The 19643-nt window shown below is 34.4% G+C and carries 20 protein-coding genes; 16 read left to right on the top strand and 4 right to left on the bottom strand.

The window, feature by feature from the left end:
- Positions 1-38: 38 nt before the first annotated feature.
- The 3 genes from OL225_RS21030 to OL225_RS21020 are packed head-to-tail and all read right to left on the bottom strand — an operon-like array spanning position 39 to position 2771.
- Complete coding sequence (locus OL225_RS21030) at positions 39-731, bottom strand: tRNA1(Val) (adenine(37)-N6)-methyltransferase (protein WP_264519488.1); 693 nt, start codon at positions 729-731, stop codon at positions 39-41.
- A complete protein-coding gene (locus OL225_RS21025) occupies positions 731-2185 on the bottom strand; it encodes a sensor histidine kinase (RefSeq protein WP_264519487.1) in 1455 nt (484 codons plus the stop codon). The genes OL225_RS21030 and OL225_RS21025 overlap by 1 nt, the downstream gene beginning before the upstream one ends.
- A 1-nt stretch (position 2186) precedes the next feature.
- Positions 2187-2771, bottom strand: coding sequence for a riboflavin synthase (locus OL225_RS21020; RefSeq protein ID WP_264519486.1), 585 nt, complete (start codon positions 2769-2771; stop codon positions 2187-2189).
- A gap of 48 nt (positions 2772-2819) precedes the next feature.
- Here OL225_RS21020 and pdxA point away from each other — a divergent pair, with 48 nt between their 5' ends.
- The 16 genes from pdxA to OL225_RS20940 all read left to right on the top strand — a co-directional run bounded on the left by pdxA (position 2820) and on the right by OL225_RS20940 (position 18432).
- Positions 2820-3911, top strand: a complete 1092-nt coding sequence (gene pdxA / locus OL225_RS21015) for a 4-hydroxythreonine-4-phosphate dehydrogenase PdxA (RefSeq protein ID WP_047373554.1) — start codon at positions 2820-2822, stop codon at positions 3909-3911.
- A gap of 84 nt (positions 3912-3995) precedes the next feature.
- Positions 3996-4526: a YceD family protein gene (locus OL225_RS21010; protein ID WP_047373555.1), complete on the top strand. Its 531-nt coding sequence runs from the start codon at positions 3996-3998 to the stop codon at positions 4524-4526.
- Between the two features lie 67 nt (positions 4527-4593).
- Positions 4594-4797 (top strand): 50S ribosomal protein L32, encoded by a 204-nt coding sequence (gene rpmF, locus OL225_RS21005; protein WP_002976251.1) that lies wholly within the window; start codon positions 4594-4596, stop codon positions 4795-4797.
- Between the two features lie 127 nt (positions 4798-4924).
- Positions 4925-5407, top strand: coding sequence for an acetyl-CoA carboxylase biotin carboxyl carrier protein (gene accB / locus OL225_RS21000; protein WP_255812843.1), 483 nt, complete (start codon positions 4925-4927; stop codon positions 5405-5407).
- A 91-nt stretch (positions 5408-5498) separates the two neighbouring features.
- Positions 5499-6854, top strand: a complete 1356-nt coding sequence (gene accC, locus OL225_RS20995; RefSeq protein WP_047373557.1) for an acetyl-CoA carboxylase biotin carboxylase subunit — start codon at positions 5499-5501, stop codon at positions 6852-6854.
- A 332-nt stretch (positions 6855-7186) separates the two neighbouring features.
- Positions 7187-8434 (top strand): ornithine--oxo-acid transaminase, encoded by a 1248-nt coding sequence (gene rocD, locus OL225_RS20990; RefSeq protein WP_264519485.1) that lies wholly within the window; start codon positions 7187-7189, stop codon positions 8432-8434.
- The gene (locus OL225_RS20985; protein WP_264519484.1) at positions 8435-9217 is read left to right on the top strand and encodes a glycosyltransferase family 2 protein; all 783 of its coding nucleotides are present in this window, start codon (positions 8435-8437) and stop codon (positions 9215-9217) included.
- A 6-nt stretch (positions 9218-9223) separates the two neighbouring features.
- Entirely contained in the window at positions 9224-9988 is a 765-nt protein-coding gene (locus OL225_RS20980; protein WP_264519483.1) for a polysaccharide deacetylase family protein, read from the top strand.
- A gap of 55 nt (positions 9989-10043) precedes the next feature.
- Positions 10044-10790: a glycosyltransferase family 2 protein gene (locus OL225_RS20975; RefSeq protein ID WP_264519529.1), complete on the top strand. Its 747-nt coding sequence runs from the start codon at positions 10044-10046 to the stop codon at positions 10788-10790.
- A gap of 4 nt (positions 10791-10794) precedes the next feature.
- Entirely contained in the window at positions 10795-11781 is a 987-nt protein-coding gene (locus tag OL225_RS20970) for a hypothetical protein (RefSeq protein WP_264519482.1), read from the top strand.
- A gap of 3 nt (positions 11782-11784) precedes the next feature.
- Complete coding sequence (locus tag OL225_RS20965; protein WP_264519481.1) at positions 11785-12972, top strand: glycosyltransferase family 4 protein; 1188 nt, start codon at positions 11785-11787, stop codon at positions 12970-12972.
- Positions 12973-12975: 3 nt separating this feature from the next.
- Positions 12976-14211 carry a glycosyltransferase gene (locus tag OL225_RS20960; RefSeq protein WP_264519480.1) on the top strand — a complete coding sequence of 412 codons (1236 nt, stop codon included), beginning with the start codon at positions 12976-12978 and terminating at the stop codon, positions 14209-14211.
- 79 nt (positions 14212-14290) lie between these two features.
- Positions 14291-15541: a glycosyltransferase family 4 protein gene (locus OL225_RS20955; protein ID WP_264519479.1), complete on the top strand. Its 1251-nt coding sequence runs from the start codon at positions 14291-14293 to the stop codon at positions 15539-15541.
- On the top strand, positions 15538-16677 hold the full coding sequence (locus OL225_RS20950) for a glycosyltransferase (RefSeq protein WP_264519478.1): 1140 nt from the start codon (positions 15538-15540) through the stop codon (positions 16675-16677). The genes OL225_RS20955 and OL225_RS20950 overlap by 4 nt, the downstream gene beginning before the upstream one ends.
- A complete protein-coding gene (locus OL225_RS20945) occupies positions 16656-17558 on the top strand; it encodes a glycosyltransferase family 2 protein (protein WP_264519477.1) in 903 nt (300 codons plus the stop codon). The genes OL225_RS20950 and OL225_RS20945 overlap by 22 nt, the downstream gene beginning before the upstream one ends.
- On the top strand, positions 17551-18432 hold the full coding sequence (locus OL225_RS20940) for a hypothetical protein (RefSeq protein ID WP_264519476.1): 882 nt from the start codon (positions 17551-17553) through the stop codon (positions 18430-18432). The genes OL225_RS20945 and OL225_RS20940 overlap by 8 nt, the downstream gene beginning before the upstream one ends.
- Before the next feature lie 61 nt (positions 18433-18493).
- Here OL225_RS20940 and OL225_RS20935 read toward each other — a convergent pair whose 3' ends face one another.
- On the bottom strand, positions 18494-19459 hold the full coding sequence (locus OL225_RS20935; RefSeq protein ID WP_264519475.1) for a hypothetical protein: 966 nt from the start codon (positions 19457-19459) through the stop codon (positions 18494-18496).
- Positions 19460-19643: the final 184 nt, after the last annotated feature.

Here is a 19643-nt window from a genome sequence, read left to right as displayed (position 1 = left end):
ACGATTAAAAAGTCAGAAATTACTAAATTCTAACTTCTCTATTTAAAAACATGAAACTCTTTAGTGAGTTCAAGATATTGGTCCGAGTATTGTCTCGGACTTTTTTCTATAATAAAGTCAGATTCATTGATTTCTTTTTCTTGTAATGAGAACTCAAGAATCAGTCTTTTAGCTTTTGAATTCTCAATTCCTTTGATATTTACCCTACGGTTCAGAAACAGTCCGTTTTCTTTTCCAATTGAAATAAAAACATCTCCTGCTTCAACAGGAATAATTACGGAAAAAATTCCACCTTCAGACAAAAGCTTAGACGCCTTGGATATTAACTGGATAAAGTTTAATTCCACCGTTTGACGGGCAATCTTATCCTTCTCCGATCCCGATTCTTCAAAGTAAGGAGGATTGGAAACGATAAGATCAAACCGTTCTTCTGTCTCGAAAGTTTTAAAATCCTGATGCCTGTTTTTCAGCCTTGTATGAAAAGGTGTGTTTCCAAAATTAAGTTGAGTAAGCGCTGCTGCATCTCCGTTAATATCCAACCCTAAAAAATGAGCCTGTGGATTTCTTTGCGCCAGCATTAAGGAGATCAGCCCTGTTCCCGTTCCTACTTCCAAAACATGGGAAGCATTGCGAACATTAGCCAACGCACCAAGCAGAACACCGTCTGTTCCTACACGGAAGACGTCTTTAGACTGTTCAATTTTAAATTGCTTAAATGTAAAAGGTTTCACTATAAATTGGTAGGCAGTGTAATAATGAACGTTGACCCCTTTCCTACTTCGGATTTCACCGAGATCTCTCCTTTATAATCTTCAATCATTTTTCTTACCATGGATAAGCCTAGTCCCATTCCACTGCTCTTAGAAGTAAAATTCGGTTCAAAGATTCTTTCATACATGTTTTCAGGAATTCCTATTCCGTTATCCTGAACAGAAATAATCACTCTTCTCTGGTGCTGTTCCACATCTACATTGATGATCAGTTTTCTTTCATCACTTTCTGCCTGTTTTGCATTGGTAACAAGATTGGTTATAATCCTGGAAAGATAAATTCTATCCATATTGATCATAATATTGCTCTTATTGGCATGCATAAAGATACTATCATCATTGAAGACACGGAGAATATCCTCAACCTCTGTATTCAGATTGATCACCTCATTATTTTTTTCAGGGAGTTTCGCAAATTCTGAGAAAGCTGAAGCTACCGTTGCAATAAGGTCTATCTGATCCACAATTGTTTTACTCATTTGTTTTACCCTTTCTCTGATATTCGGATCTTCGGGATCAAATTTTCTTTCAAAATTCTGAATCGTCAATTTCATCGGAGTCAATGGGTTTTTCACCTCATGGGCAACCTGCTTGGCCATTTCTCTCCAGGCTTCTTCAGATGCTTTGAATCTAAGTCTTTCTTTCTGATCCTGGATCTGCAGAATCATTCTGTTATAAGCTCTCGCCAAAGCATTAAGCTCATCATTTTTATAATATCTGATAGGACGCATTTCATTTTCAAATAATGTAATACGGGTAATCATATCAGAGAATTTTGTGATTGTCTTCGCAAGACTGTTAGATGTCACCCAGCTAATCCAGATACTAAACAGAATAAGAAATATATCGACTAAAAGAATGTATTTTACATATTGATGAAGAACCTCCAGGTAGGCAGATTCATTATGATATAAAGGAATATAGACAATTCCGATAGGTTCAAGCTCATTATTTTTCAACAAAAGATATGAAGAAGTAAGTTTTGCATCTTTAGCAGCATCATAATTAACCATATCTACTCTTGCATCGGTAGACAGAATCTTATTGATGATTTCTATAGGAATGGTTTTCTGCTCAACTAAAGCTTCATCTTTATTGGAAAGTAAATAATCCCCTTTCAGATCGTAAATAAAAATGTCATGCTGGTTGATATCCGCTATTTCGAAGATTTTATTCCCCAAAACCTCCGGAAGATCTTTTGTTTCAATAAGCGTCTGGCTTACCGCGTAATCCAGATATCTCATTACAGCATTCGTCTTATCCTGCATATCAATATTACTTTGCTGCAGAGAGTGATTTCTCAGTACAAAATAAGGTACAAGCGACGTAGCCACAACACTTAAAAAACATACCAGCAGGAAACCGAAAAACACACGGTTCCTTAAGCTATATCCTTTATACTTATTAATCGACATTCTACTTTTTAATTAACCTAGCAATATACTTACCAATGATATCAAATTCCAGGTTCACTTTGTCACCAATTTTTAAATGTTTCATATTGGTAAATTCCCATGTATAAGGAATAATGGCTACAGAAAACTGAGCATCTTCACTTTTTGCCACCGTAAGACTGATTCCGTTTACCGTGATTGATCCCTGAGGCACCGTTACAAAATTCCCGTCATGAGCATATTTCATTGTAATGAAATAACTTCCGTCTTTGTTTTCAATCCCCACTATTTCACCTGTTTTATCAACATGTCCCTGAACGATATGTCCATCCAGCCTTCCATCCATCTTCATACAGCGTTCCAGATTCACCACGGTTCCCAATTCCCATTTTCCAAGATTGGTTTTTTCCAATGTTTCGTTGATGGCGGTTACTACATATTGATTGTCTTTTATTTCAACAACTGTAAGGCAGCAGCCGTTATGTGCAAGACTCTGGTCTATTTTTAATTCGTTTGTAAAGGGGCATGTCAAGGTAAAATCTATATTGCTTCCTTTTTCTTCAATCCTCTCAATAACACCAACTGCTTCAATAATTCCTGTGAACATATTATTTTTTGCTAAATTTGTAAATTATAATCTTCAAAGATAATCAAAATGAGCCCAAAAAACCATAAAGTACGAGTAGGAATTTCAATCGGTGATTTCAACGGCATAGGCCCGGAGATCATTATGAAGTCTCTGAAAGACAAAACCATTACAGATTTTTTCACTCCTGTAATTTTTGGTTCGGGAAAATTATTCACTTATCAGAAAAACATTTTTAAGCTGAATCTTAATTTCAACTATATTAATGAAGCTTCACAGGCTCAGGCAGGGAAACTTAACATGCTTAACCTGACGAAGGAAAACGTTAATGTAGAACTGGGAGTTCCTACAGAAGAGTCTACCAAAATGGCTATTGACTCTTTGGAAGCCGCAACTGAAGCTTTGATGAAAGGAGAGATTGATGTTTTGGTAACCGCTCCAATCAACAAAGATGAAATGGTGAAAATGGGCTTTAAACATGCCGGACATACAGGATACTTTGAAGAGAAATTCAGCAAAAAGGGATTGATGTTCCTTGTAACTGAAGATCTTAAAGTAGCTGTATCCACACACCATATTCCAATTGCACAGGTAGCTGAAAATATTTCCAAGGAAAAAATAAAGAAACAGATCAGAGTTCTGAACCAAACACTTATAGAAGACTTCTGTATTCAAAAGCCTAAAATTGCTGTACTGGGATTAAATCCTCATGCCGGAGATGGCGGTGTTATTGGAAATGAAGAAATTGAAATCATCAGCCCGGCAATTAAAGAACTTTCTGACAACGGAACATTGGCATTCGGTCCTTTCCCGGCAGACAGCTTCTTCCAGCCAGGCAAATACAAAAATTTCGATGCGGTTTTAGCAATGTATCACGACCAGGGATTAGCACCTTTCAAAACATTAGCATATGAAGAAGGTGTAAACTATACAGCAGGACTTCCTTTTATCAGAACTTCTCCGGATCACGGCGTTGCTTATGATATTGCAGGAAAAAATATTGCTGATGAGCAGAGTTTTACGGAAGCAATATTCACTGCAATTAAAATTTTCAAGAACAGAAGTGAATACAGTGAACTTATGAACGACCGCATGCAGCCTAGAAAAATGGTTGTAGACAACGGAATAGATGAGGATCTACCGGAGGAAACTGAAGGATAAATCTTTAAAACAAATTTTAAATTAATTTGTTTCAGATTTTATTTGTTATTATAAAAAAAATGCATATTTTTGCACACTCATTTTATGGACAAGTTAAGAAACTATGACGTAAGCTTTTCCGGACTAAAAAACGGAAAACACGAGTTCAAGTTTGAGATAGATAAAACGTTCTTTCAATTATTTGACACTGAGCAGGAATTTACAAATCCTAGAATAGAAGTGAATGTATCACTTGATAAACACACTACTTTTTTAGAATTTGAGATTAAAATTAATGGATTGGTTGAGTTGGTTTGTGATATTACAAATGAAGATTTTGACTATCCTATTGAGAATGAAATCAAGATTTTAGTGAATTTCGGGGAAGAATATGATGACAGCAATGAAGATGTTATTACCATTCCTACTGCAGAGCATGCTTTCAATGTAGCACATTTGATTTATGAAAATGTAATGCTTTCTATCCCTATGAAAAAAGTTTCACCGAATGTAAGTGATGAAGATCTTGAAATTCTAGACCAGTTCAGTCCGAAAGAGATTGAGGAAACAGAAGAGGAAGAACATGAAAGTGATCCTAGATGGGATGCTTTAAGAAAGTTAAGAGACAATAATTAAATAGAATAATTTAAATATGATGAGATGATGAATCTCATCGCTCATCAATTAAAAAAGTTATTAGAAAATGGCACATCCAAAGAGAAGACAGTCGTCCACAAGAAGAGATAAGAGAAGAACTCACTACAAAGCTGTAGTTCCTCAATTAGCTAAAGATGCAACAACAGGAGAGCTTCACCTATACCACAGAGCTCACTGGCATGAAGGAAAACTTTACTACAGAGGTAAAGTAGTATTGGAAAAAGAAGTAGCTGCTACTGAAGAAAACTAAGAGTTGCTTTTCATTGAAAAAGCCTCGTTTTAATACAAAAACCGCCCAATTTTGATAAAATTTGGCGGTTTTTTGTTGTTTTTTACGTTTTTTTGGTATCTTTGACCCAAAATCAAATATCAAATTTATGGACATTAAAGACATACAAAATCTTATTAAGTTTGTATCTAAAGCTGAAGTTTCAGAAGTAAAATACAAGACTAAAGATTTCGAAATCACTATTAAAACTCCATTAGCTGGAAGCGACGCTGTATATGCACAGCCTGCAGTATACCACACTGCACCACAAGCTGTAGCGGCTCCGGCACCTGCTGCAACTCCTGCTGCTCCTGCTGCTGAGAAAGCTGAAGCTGCATCTGATGACAGCAAATATGTAACGATTAAATCTCCAATGATCGGTACTTTCTATAGAAAGCCATCTCCTGATAAAGATGTATTTGTAAATGTAGGTGACGAAGTTTCTGTTGGTAAAGTAGTTTGCGTTATTGAAGCTATGAAGCTATTCAACCAGATTGAATCTGAAATCAGCGGAAAAATAGTTAAAATCTTAGTTGACGATGCTACTCCTGTAGAGTATGACCAACCTTTATTCTTGGTAGATCCATCTTAAGGAATTTTAGATTAAAGATTATAAATTTTAGATGAATCTTTTTCATTTAAAATAATTTAAAATTCAAAATTTATAATTTAAAATTTCGGAGATGTTCAAAAAAATATTAATAGCCAATCGTGGCGAAATTGCAATGCGTATTTTACGTACTTGTAAAGAAATGGGGATCAAAACCGTTGCAGTATACTCTACTGCTGATAAAGACAGTCTTCACGTAAGATTTGCTGATGAAGCGGTATGTATTGGCCCTGCAATGAGTAAAGACTCCTATCTTAAAATCCCTAACATTATTGCTGCTGCGGAAATTACCAATGCTGACGCCATTCACCCAGGTTACGGATTCTTATCCGAAAACGCTAACTTCTCAAGAATCTGTCAAAAGAACGGCATCAAATTTATTGGTGCTTCTCCTGAACAGATTGAAAAAATGGGAGATAAAGCGAATGCTAAAGCTACCATGAAAGCTGCAGGTGTACCATGTGTACCAGGTTCTGACGGATTGATCGAATCTTACGAGCACGCTGTAAAAGTAGCTGAAGAAACAGGATATCCTGTAATGATCAAAGCAACTGCCGGTGGTGGTGGAAAAGGGATGAGAGCTGTTTGGAAAGCTGAAGACCTTAAAGACCATTGGGAATCTGCAATTCAGGAAGCTGTAGCTGCCTTCGGAAACGGAGGTATGTATATGGAAAAACTGATTGAAGAACCTAGACACATCGAAATTCAGGTTGCCGGTGACCAATTCGGTAAAGCCTGCCACCTTTCTGAAAGAGACTGTTCTGTACAGAGAAGAAATCAGAAATTAACGGAAGAAACACCTTCTCCTTTTATGACAGATGAACTTCGTGAGAAAATGGGTGACGCTGCTGTAAAAGCTGCTGAATTTATTGGATACGAAGGTGTAGGAACTATCGAATTCCTTGTAGACAAGCACAGAAATTTCTATTTCATGGAAATGAATACAAGAATCCAGGTAGAGCACCCTATTACAGAACAGGTAATTGATTATGACCTGATCAGAGAACAAATTCTTCTTGCTGCGGGAACTCCTATTTCAGGAATCAATTATTACCCTAAATTACACTCAATTGAGTGTAGAATCAACGCAGAAGATCCTTACGCAGACTTCAGACCATCTCCGGGAAAAATCACAGGATTAAACATTCCTGGCGGACACGGAATCAGAGTAGATACTCACGTATATTCAGGATATACAATCCCTTCTAACTACGACTCTATGATTGCTAAGCTTATCACTACGGCTCAAACCCGTGAAGAAGCTATTGCTAAAATGAAACGTGCTCTTGAGGAATTCTATATTGAAGGAGTAAAAACTACCATTCCTTTCCATAGACAACTGATGGATAATGAAGATTATCTTGCAGGAAACTATACTACAAAATTCATGGAAGATTTTGTAATGGATAGAAAATATGATAATCACTAAGATTATTCTAAAAATATAAAAACGAAACTGCCTCTTTTTGAGGCAGTTTTTATTTTTGTCTATCAACACAGACTCTTTCAGACTAAATCCGATAAAAATGATTGGGAGCGTTCTGTCATTAATGATTAATAAAAAATTAATAAAGAAGCAGAAAATAAAATTCTGCCATAAGGAAAGATATAAAACCTAAAACAACCTGTCAATAAAGAAAATATTTTCCGATACCACATTATTCCACCTTAAAATCTACTTTAATTACACCTCCATACGACATTAGATATTTGTTCAGGCATATTATTAATAATGTGTAAATTTGTTGAAAACCAAAATATATGTCAACAGCAGAACAAACAAAAAACTCACAGTATTTTATTGACCTAGAAGACAAACATGGAGCACACAATTACCACCCGCTTCCAGTAGTTCTGGACCGTGGAGAAGGCGTTTTCGTTTGGGATGTAGAAGGCAAAAGGTATTATGATTTTCTTTCAGCATATTCTGCTGTGAACCAGGGACACTCTCACCCTAAAATTGTAGAAGCATTGGTAGAGCAGGCAAAAAAACTGGCTTTAACATCAAGAGCGTTCTACAACTCCAAATTGGGAGAATACGAACAAAAAATCACGACTCTTTTCGGATTTGATAAAGTTTTACCTATGAACTCCGGAGCTGAAGCTGTGGAAACAGCAGTAAAACTGGCAAGAAAATGGAGTTATGAAGTAAAAGGAATTCCTGAAAACGCAGCAAAAATAATCGTTTGCGAAAATAATTTCCACGGAAGAACAACAACTATCGTTTCTTTCTCTAATGATCCGGATGCCAACCAAAACTACGGACCTTTCACACCGGGATTTATCAAAATTCCTTACAATGATATTGCAGCCTTAGAAGACGTTCTGAGCAGAGAAGCAGGAAATATTGCAGCATTCCTTGTAGAGCCTATTCAGGGAGAAGCCGGAGTATATGTTCCGGATGAAAACTTCCTTAAAAATGCTTCTGAACTATGTAAAAAACACAACGTTCTTTTCATTGCTGATGAAGTTCAGACGGGTATTGCAAGAACAGGAAGACTGATTGCATGCCACCATGAAGAGGTACAGCCGGATATTTTAATTTTAGGAAAAGCACTTTCCGGAGGAATGTATCCCGTATCAGCTGTTTTAGCGAATGATAACATTATGAATGTAATTAAACCGGGACAACACGGTTCTACATTCGGAGGAAACCCGATTGCCTGTGCAGTAGCAGTGGCAGCATTGGACGTGGTAGCTGAAGAAAAATTATCTGAAAGAGCTGAAAAACTTGGTCAGCTGTTCAGAGCTGAAATTAACAAACTGATCGAAAAGACAGACCTTATTACCAAAGTAAGAGGGAAAGGACTTTTAAATGCAATCCTGATCAACGATACTCCTGAAAGTTCTACCGCATGGAATCTTTGCTTACAGTTAAAAGAAAACGGATTACTGGCAAAGCCTACCCACGGTAATATCATCAGACTGGCACCGCCATTGGTAATTACTGAAGAGCAGTTACTGGATTGCGTAAAGATTCTTGAAAAGACTATTCTTGAGTATAAATAAATGGCTCTTTCTTTAGCAATCATTACTTACAATGAAGAAGAGAATATTGTAAGGCTTTTAAATTCTCTGGCAGATACTGCTGATGAAATTATTATTGTCGACAGCTTTTCTACAGATAAGACAAAAGAGATTTGCACTCAAAAATATCCTCAGATAAAATTCTTTGAGAAAAAATTTAACGGGTATGGTGAACAAAAAAACCATGCCCTTAATTTATGTTCTCATGAATGGGTCCTGTTTCTGGATGCTGACGAAGTTCCTGATGAGGACATGAAAAGATCCATAGTGGAAATCGTTTCTTCAGAAAGCGCAGAATTCAATGTGTATAAGGCAAGATTCAACAATCATCTTGGAATTCACCTGATCCGGTTTGGAGGATGGGGAAATGTATGCCGTGAAAGATTGTTCAGAAAAAAATATGCCCGGTATTCTGATGATAAAGTACATGAATTTTTAATTACCGATCAGAAATCCGGTCTTCTGGAAGGAAGACTGAATCATTATACCTACAAAAGTATCCATCATCATGTCTCGAAAATCAATAAATATTCTGATATGATGGCTGAGAAAATGTATGAAAGAGGACAAAAAATCAATAGGTTCAAAATCATTGTAAGCCCTATCTTTGAATTTATCAAGGTATTTATTTTCAAAAGAGGCTTTCTGGACGGGTTTCCCGGGTTTTATATTGCCAAAACGATGTCTTATTACACTTTTTTAAAATATATTAAATTGCGTGAAAAAATAAGACTAGTGGAAATAGAAAAGGAAAAAATACAATAAAATAGCATGATTCTGTATCTTATTCCTGTTGTATTAGCGGTATTTATCGTTATATATTTCCGTCTGTACCTATTTGCTTTCCCGAAGAACAGACTGGTTATTCTCATGTACCATCAGGTGGAAAAAGAAAGCCACGAAGATCTTACGGTAAGTGTAAAAAACCTTGAAGAGCAGTTTTCATATCTGAGCCGCAAAAAATACACATCCCGTTTTTTTTCAGAGCTTACTGCTTCTACAAAAAAAAATATCATCATCACCTTTGATGACGGCTACAGAAATAACCTTGAATATCTGCCATCTTTACTGAAAAAATACAATCTGAAGGCTACCATTTTTATCCCCACAGGATTCATAGAAAAAGGATATAAAAATTATCCCATGATGAGCTTTGATGAAATCAGAAGTCTGGACAGAAATTATTTTGAAATTGCCCTTCATACCCATGTCCATGAAAACCTGAAAGACAGATCTCTTGATCTTATAGAAAAAGATCTAGAAAAAAACATGAGCATTCTGGACGCCCAAAATATAGCCTATTCAAAGGTTTTAGCATATCCGTATGGCAAATATCCCAATAAAGAAGAGGAAAAATCTGCTTTTTTTTCTATTTTGAGAAAAATAGGAATTGATTTTGCAGTAAGAATTGGAAATAGAGTTAATTACTTCCCGACTCAGCATCCATACGAACTATGCAGGGTGGATATAAAAGGCAAAGATTCGATAATAAAGTTCAAATTAAAACTTATCTTTGGAAGATTAAAACTATTTTAAAAAACAATTTAAAAGGGGTATTTTTACGTACCTCTCTATCAAACAAATCGTTGTGATGAATATAAGTGGTTTAATCATAACATATAATGAAGAAAAAAATATACAGGATGTCCTTGAGTCTTTTGATTTCTGTGATGAAATAGTAGTGGTAGACTCATTTAGTACGGATAAAACTGTAGAAATTGCAAAGAAATTCCCTAATGTAAAAGTGATTCAAAATAAATTTGAAGACTTTACAAAGCAAAGAAATTTGGCTCTGGATTCAGCAAAAAACGACTGGGTTCTATTTTTGGATGGTGATGAAAGACTTACACCGCCCTTAAAGCAGGAAATTATAGATGAGCTGAATAAACCCGGGCAAAAAGATGCCTATTACTTTTACAGGAAATTCTTTTTTGCTCAGAAACCGATTCATTTTTCAGGAACACAGTCTGATAAAAATTTCAGGCTTTTCAGAAAATCGAAGGCCAGATATATGGCAGGAAAAAAGGTACACGAAACTCTGGATGTCAACGGAACTATTGGGATTTTAAAAAATAAATTATTACATTACTCCGTTTCAGATTATGAATCATATAGAAAAAAAATGATTCATTACGGAGTTTTAAAGGGGAAAGAACTGGCAGCAAAAGGGAAAGAGTACAATGTTTTAATGCAATATCTTAAAACAGCTTTTAAATTCTTTAAAGCCTATATAATGAGACTTGGTGTTTTAGACGGAAAAGAAGGGTATCAGTTATCTTACCTGCAGTCTTTAAGCGTTTTTGAGACCTATGAATCATTAAAAAAAGAGCAAAATTAGTTGAATGAAGATTTGTATCATTAGTTATGATTTTTGGGATTATGATAAGTATATTGTTGAAGCATTATGCAAAAGAGGTATTGATGCCCATCATATAAAGATCAGCACAGTTACTCATTCCAATTTCAATGAAAGAGCTGTAAATGCTTTAAGCAAAACCTTTTTAAACAAAAATCTTAAGACTGAAAAAAGACAGAAATATGTACTGGATGCCCTGGAAAAATTAGGACATCAGGATCAGATATTAGTGATGAACCCTGATACATTTGATCTTTCAACCCTTGAAAAAATCCGAAAATATACAGACCGCCTGGTTACCTATCTTTATGACAACCTTGAAAGAGTACCTGTAGAAGATAAACTATACCTTTTTGACAAAGTATTTTCCTTTGATTATATTGATGTTAAAAAGCACGGATTTGAAAAATTGACGAATTATATTTATCTGCCTCATTGTTCAAAAGAAATTCAGCAGCCTGAAATGGATCTTTTCTACATCACTTCTTATGATAACAGAAGAGTTTCACTGATAAAATTACTAGCTAAAAAGCTGATTGAGCAGGGCCTGAAATTCCAGATTATGATTATCGGAAAAAAATCATGGAAACATCAGCTGACAAATATTTTCATGACGGTACCTAAAAACCTCTTTCTGATTTTCAGCATCAAAAAGATTCCTCATAACGATCTTCCTAAATATTATAAAAATTCAAAAGTATTGCTTGACCTGATGCGTGAAGGTCAGTACGGACTTAGTTTCAGAGTTTTTGAAGCCATGTCTCTGGAGAAGAAAATCATAACTGATAATGAAGCCATTAAAACCTATGATTTTTACAATCCCAATAATATTTTGATTTTAAACAAAAATATTAGTAATCTTGACAAATCTTTTTTTGAAACACCTTACGAAAAAATTCCTGAGGAAATCTACTACAGATATACTTTGGATAGTTGGGTAAACAAAGTTTTTGAACTTGATACTAAAAACTAGCAAATGGGACTCTTAAAAAAAATAAAAAAACACTTCGAAAGAAAAGAAAAGCTCAAATATCTTCAATCTAAGGATATAGTCAACATCAATCTGCATGACAATTCCCAAAAAACAATCCTGTTTGCATCAAGAGATTTCCCTGCCCATGATAAAGAATCCGGGGCCAACAGACTGAAAGAACTTATATTAATCTACAAAGAATTAGGATATAACTGCATTTTATTTGCTCCTCATATTTTTGAAGACGATTCTTATGTTAAGTTTTATCAGCAGCACAATGTTATCGTTTATATAGAGAACAATAAGTACAGGAATATCTATGATTTCCTGTCTTCCTTTAAAAAGGTAGATTACGTTTGGTTCAATGGTCCTCTTGCCCTGAATCTGTTTTACAAAAAGATGAAGGCTATTTTACCTTCTGCCCGATTCATTTATGATATGGTGGATATTCATTTTTTAAGATTTAAAAGAGCAATTGAGCTGGAACCAACCCGTATTTCTCTAAAGAAAAATTATAAACACTTCTTCCGTCTGGAAACGGTTGTTGCACCACAGCTGGACTATATTATTGCCATCTCTGATAAAGAGAAAGAAATCATGACCCAGTATGCGGACAAAAATAAGATCATTACGGTATCAAACATTCATTATCCTAAAATTGATATTTCTGATAGAAAGAACTTTAATGAAAGTAAAGGAATTACCTTCATTGGCTCTATCCACGAACCGAATATTGATGCGGTAAAGTTCCTGTATGAAAAAATAATGCCCATTGTCTGGAAAACTAATCCTGAACTGGAAGTAAGCATCATTGGTAATGTTTCTGAAAAACTGGATCTTAAACTATATCCTAAGTTTAAATTTTTAGGGTTTGTAGAAAGTATTGAAGAGCATTTCATGAATTCTAAAATTATGGTGGCTCCTTTACGGTTTGGTGCTGGGGTAAAAGGGAAAATAGGGCAAGCCTTTGAATACTTTTTCCCGGTGGTTACCACAGATATCGGAGCAGAAGGAATGAAGCTTACCGATAAAAAGAATGTATTGATTGCCAATGATGAAAACAGTTTTGCAGAAGCAATCATTCAACTGAATACTAATGAAGAACTTTGGAACACATTAAGCCAAAATTCTGTAGACAGCCTGAGAGCATTTTCACCTGAAGAAGTAAAAGAAAAACTTAAAACATTATAATCCATGTCATTAAGTGTAAATTACCATGGTTTTTTTGATGGAAATTTTGGAATTTCCGAAGCCACCAGGCTGAATGCCTTAGCATTGGAAGCAATTGGTATCAAAGTAAACCGGATTAATTATTCCAGCGAAACTTTTGAAAGAATTGATTCGGGTTCCGAAGCATCATCTTCAATTAATGTTTTCCACATTAATATCAATTTTATTAACAATTTTTTCTCTAAGAATCAGGATCTGAATCTTAAGGATCATTATAACATCATCTATTGGGCCTGGGAATTTCCTGAAGTTTCCGATAAGGTTGTCGAAATATTAAATGTTTTTGATGAGCTTTGGGTTCCAAGTGATTTCTGTGTCAATATATTCACAAAATATACAGGAATTCCGGTAATCAGATTTTCTCACCCGATTCAAAAGATGGCAGAGTCTAAAGATTTTGAGCTGGACCAGTATAATATTTCTTCAGATTCAAAGATCTATCTTACGATTTTTGATTCTTTGAGTACTACTATCAGAAAAAACCCTGAAGCAACACTTGAAGCTTTCACGACGGTTTTCAAAGAGGATAAAAACAGTGTTCTTATTGTAAAAACACATAATCTTGAAAGAAGCAAAGATGCTCAGAAAGCTTTGGAAGCGTACAATAATATTCCGAATGTAATCATCATTAACGAGCATTTCTCAAAAGAAAAACTACATTCTCTGATCCAGCAGTCTGATGTTCTGATTTCTCTCCACGGTTCGGAAGGTTTCGGGCTGACAATGGCAGAAGCTATGGCTTATGGAAAAATTGTAGTCGGAACCGGTTATTCCGGAAACCTGGATTTTATGAATGTAAATAACAGCTTCCTGATCCAATACAATTTTATCAAAACATCCAATACAAAAGGATTGATTGATGAAGGTTTAACACTTGCCAAACCAAGCCTTAAAGATGCTGTTGAAAAGCTTCAGTATATCAAAAACAATTTTGAAAACCTAACCGCAATCAAAGAAAAAGCGAAATCACAAATTGCAGAAAATTTTTCTATTCAATCTATTGGGGAACTGTTCAAAATAAGACTGGGTTTCATTGATGGTTTTGATAAAAAAGAAAGCAGCGGAGGTAGTGATGTAAATAATGTTTTCTATTTGAGCGAAATTGAAAGGTTAAATACCAGAGTCAATTATCTTGAACGTACTCTTTATAATAAAATAAGAAAAAAAGTAAACGCGTTTTTTAAAAAAGGCAGAAAATAATTTTAATTGATTAATTTTCCGGGCTGTTATCCAATGGATAGGTCTATAGATTAATAATGAAATAATAATCGTGTTTCATATGAAAGACAAAATTGCAATAGTAGTTCAAAGATATGGGTTGGAGATCAACGGAGGTGCAGAACTTCACGCAAGATTGTTAGCTGAAAAATTGTCTGGCATCTATGATATTGAAATTATTACAACCTGTGCTATAGAATTCGAACGCTGGGATAATCATTATCCGGAAGGAATTGAAATCATCAATGATATTAAAGTAAGAAGATTTAAAACTTTAAAAAAAGACTTAAAAAAATTCAGCGGGCTAAGTAAAACAGTTCGTAACTTATATAAGTATTACAGCAGAAAGCTAAGCGTTCTAAACTTCCCTTATTTGCTTTATAAGAGATTTAAATACAACAAAAAAGATTTTAATTTCAATGAATGGTTGGAAGTACAGGGGCCATTTTCCAATGATTTAATTCAGTTTATAAAAGATAAAAAAGAAGATTATAAGGCTTTTATTTTCTTCACTTACTTATACCATCCTACCAATATAGGAATCAGAGAAGTGGCTGACAAAAGTATTCTCATTCCAACGGCACATGACGAGCCTCAGTTTTATCTTGATGGATATTCCCAATTATTTTCTCTTCCGAAATTCATCATGTACAATACACAGATTGAAAAAGATTTTGTAGAGAAAGTTTATCCTCAGGCAAAAAAGCTAAAGTCAGAAATTGCAGGGATTGGTTTCGATGATTATGACGTTACATCAGGCATATTACCACAGGATCTTTATCAAAGCAAATATTTCATTTATATAGGTAGAATTGTTGAAGACAAAGGCTGTGTCATGATGATTGAATATTTTAAAGATTTCAAAGAAAAATATCCTGAATATCGGGACGTAAAATTAGTTTTGGTAGGTAAAAATTCTCTTGATGAAAAAATAACTCAGGGAGATGATATTATCCTGACAGGATTTGTAGATCATGAGCTTAAAAATGCTCTGCTGGCAAATGCAAGCGCACTTATAATGCCCTCATTCTATGAAAGTCTTTCATTAATTACATTAGAAGCCATGTTACTGAAAATCCCTGTCATTGTCAATAAAAACTGTGACGTTCTGTATTCGCATATTGAAAAAAGTGAAACCGGGAAAAGTTTTATCAACAGTATTGAATTTTCCAAGGCTCTGACTTTTTACTTGCAGCAAACGCAGGAAGATCTGATGTCCGAAGGTAATAAAGCAAAAAATTATGTCTTAAAAAACTATTCATGGGACACTATTATCAACAAATTTAATTCAGCCATTAAATCTTTATCATGACAAAAAGAATTCTGTTTTTTTTTCCTGAAAATCCATTTTCAAACAGGGCAGGAAATACTACAAGAGCAAAAACTACCCTTACTGTATTAAAAAAAATGGGATACCATATTGATCTGGTAGGGTCTGCTGAAATTTACAAGAGCCAAAACGACACTACAGACATTGATAAAAGTATTGTTGACCAGCTGTTTTTAATAAACCATAAACCTCCGAAGGTAAAAACATCTTCAGATTACTGGAAGCATAAAATATCAAAATTCTATAAAAAACCTAATGAGTATAACCACTTATTAACAGATTTTGCAAAGAAGGAGTTTATCAACATCTTAAATAAGGATAAGTATGATGCCATCATTATCAATTATGAATTCTGGGCAGGATTAATTGATAATGAGTCTATGAAAAATACTTTAAAAATTGTAGACACCCACGACTGGATCACGCTTAATGAATTTTATAAAAACAAATCATTAGATATTGGAAAACGCTTCAATGAAGAGATAAATAATCTTTCAAAATTTGATAAGGTGATCACCATATCCGAAGATGAGCATCTTGTTTTTAAAAGATTTTTGGGTGAAAAGGTAATCAACATACCACCTTCCTTTACATCTCACTTTGAAAAAAATAATACAGGTAAAAAGTATGATTTAATTTTTGTGGGATCTGAAAACATTTTCAATATTCAATCAATGAAATGGTTTTTTGATCATGTATATCCCTCACTTCCCCAAAACATTCATATTATAATTATTGGAAGGATATGCAAGCACTTCCAGGAAAGAGAAGGAGTAAAGTTGGTGGAATATGCAGAAAATTTAGAAGAATATTACCACCAGTCAAAAATTGCGATTTGCCCGATGCTGGAGGGTACCGGTGTTAAAATCAAAGTAATAGAAGCATTATCTTACGGACTTCCTGTTGTAGGAACAGAAAGAGCGATTGATGGCTTTCCGGCAAAAACATCAAATGGCTGCTTAGTAACTGACAATCCAGATTTTTTCAAAGATCAAATCATGTCATTATTACAAGATGAATCTTTTTATCAGGATATGAAAATACAGGCTGAAGCCTATTTTAAGAACAATTTTTCTGAAGAAAAAGCGATAGAAAAATGGAAAAACATTTTACATTAATGGATGATTTAGCAATTATTATACTGAATTACAATTCTTTTGATGACACCAGCCGGGAAGTTAATTCATTATTAAGCGAAGGTATCCCGCAGAAATCTATTTATGTAGTAGATAATAATTCAAAAGACAGAAAAGAAATTGAGAAGCTGGGATCTCAAAAGCAAATCAACTATATTTTGAGTGATTATAACGGTGGCTATGCTTTCGGTAATAATTTAGCTATTAAAAAAGCTATCGAAGACGGTAAGAATTATTTTTTATTATTAAATCCGGACATTGAAATATCACGCAGTACAATCAGCCAGTTATATAAAGATTTAAAAGAACTTCCGGATATTGGAATAATCGGTCCCCGCATTTGCTACAGAAACATTCGTGACAGAATATTTTCAGATGGTGGACTGCTGTTTCCCGAGGAGGGTTTTCAGGGTGGACATACCCATTCTGAAAAGGATAAGAATCATGTAAATGCTCCTCATTATAATTACAACATAAAATATGTAGATGGAAGTGCATTAATGTTCAGAAAGGAAATATTAGATGATGTGGGTTTAATGAACACCAGCTTTTTCATGTATTATGAAGAGTCTGAATGGTGTCTTCGCCTTCTTAAAAACACCAAATGGAAAATTGCTGTAAATACCCAATGTGAAGCTTTTAATCTTGCCAGCGACAAGGGCAGTTTTTACGAATATTATATTACCAGAAACCGAATCTGGATGTGCAGACTGTATGAGGGAAATTTAAAATATGTAACCAAGGAACGATGGAAGTTCGCAAGGAAAGCACTTAAAAAAGGAAAATTTTCTATGGCGAAAGCTTACATAAAAGGTATATTAGACGGTCTTTATTCCAATTTAGAGAAAATAAAAAATGAGTAAAAAAAATATTATTAAAATAGGATATCTTTTATCTTATGATTACTGTTACATCTTTACATCTCTCAAGCATATTTATGAGCACGCAGACTGTATCGTGATAAGCTATGATGCCAATCATAAAACATGGGCAGGAAATGATATTCATATTCCTGAAAGTGTTTTCAGTGATATCAAAAAATTAGATACTCAGAATAAAATCATCTTTTACAAAGACACTTTTTTCATTGAGGGGATGCAGCCGATGGAGCTGGAGACCAGACAAAGAAATATGATGGCTGAAAAGATGGGATCCGGCGGATGGCATATTCAGATGGATGGTGATGAATATGCTTATGACTTCAAAGTATTAGCTCAGTTTTTGAGAAGAAATACATTCCTGCTGAAGAATCCTGCTAAAAATCCTTTTAATTTTCAGGTAAACTTTGTTACATTATTCAAGCATAATGCTGAAGGATTCTTCGTTATCACACCATTTGATGAGAAGTGTATGCTTATTACAAACTATCCTCAATATGAATATGCAAGAAATACCAATAAAGGCAGAATTCTTCCTTTAGATTTTTATTTAATTCATCAGTCATGGGCACGTGAAGAAAGAGAAATTTCAGAAAAAATCAATAACTGGGGGCATAAAAACGATTTTGATACTTCAGGGTTTTTAAATTCCTGGAAAACGGTGAATGCTGACAATTACAAGACATTTATAGACTTTCATCCATTATATAAAGGGATCTGGAAAGAGCTTTCCTTCTTCCCGGCAAAAAACATTGATGAATTTATTCTTTCATTTTCAAAGAAATATCCTCAGCAAAAACTTAACCTGGACTTATCTTTCACAAAAAAAATAAAGATGAGAATTAAAAGTCTTTTTTAATTTCCTTCAGACCAAAAATAGTAAAGGCTAATGTTGTTTTAACATTAGCCTTTTTTCTAATTTATTTGATAAAAACATTTTCAAATTTCTCCATGACTGCCCGTGGATTGAAAAGTTCTGAGTAACAATCCCAGTTTTTATTAAGATCCGGCTTAAAGTTATTCAGAATTTGAAGGATGTCTTTTTTATCACTGTATAAAATCGCTTTATCTCCCAAAATCTCAAGATGTGACTTTTCATCAGATCCGGACCAGGTTATAATAGGTTTATTTTTGATGGAAAACTCACCTACAGCCATCCCAAAACTCTCCCCTTGTCTGCGGGCATGCAGAAATGCATCAGAAGTATTAATAAATTTCACTTTCCTTTCGACATCCGTTGTAGGAGGAAGAAAAATAATATTCTTGTAAGACCTGAAAAAATTTCTTTTTACAAATGCATTCGTTCCCATAAAAACAAAGTATATATTTTTATTTTTCAGGGCGGTTCTCTTTACGGCATCCATCACGAAATCTATATCAAAAGTTTCAGTTCCTCCATATCTTGCAAATACCACAGCGTCTTTCGGAATATTCAACTCCGCACGAAGATCACCACTCACTTCAGGAAGATCCACAATATGAGGAACAAAAGGAAGTTTTCCGTCGCTCATTGTTTTTGACAGCCACTCAGAGACATATGCGTAGACATCACCATAGGGTTCGTTATATTTAAAAACTGCATGAATAACCATTTTTATAAGATCCTGTGGAGTATCTGTTTCTCTTTCTCCGGATTTTATGGCGTAGAAAAGATCTGCATTTGCCTTTTTAATGATTTCATCCCTTTCCTTGATATCACTATATCCAACAACGTTAAACCTCTTTTTAAAACGCCCGATGGCTTCTTCAGCATTGTTTGGACTATTTTTAGGGTAAAGGATCATAGACTCGTTTCCAAGCATTTCCTCATTATAATAAGCATAATCAAAAAGGGCATTGGAAGTCCCTCTATAACATAATTGATTTTCGTGGAAAATAATTTTCATTTGTTAGTAAGTAAGTTAAATTATTTAGCTTCTATCCTACTCAAGAAATACGATAATCTTATTTCTATAGTTTCTGAAACCGATTTTATCTGATAAAGACAAAATTCGTTTCATTGATAAACTAAACTTATAAGTTACAAAAATACATTTTTAATGAAAGACTACTGGAAATATTCTTTCAGCA

The organism is Chryseobacterium viscerum, from assembly GCF_025949665.1.
Lineage (GTDB): Bacteria > Bacteroidota > Bacteroidia > Flavobacteriales > Weeksellaceae > Chryseobacterium > Chryseobacterium viscerum_A.
The sequence above is the reverse complement of the archived record's forward strand: the minus strand, read 5'-3'. Positions and strand labels throughout refer to the sequence as shown.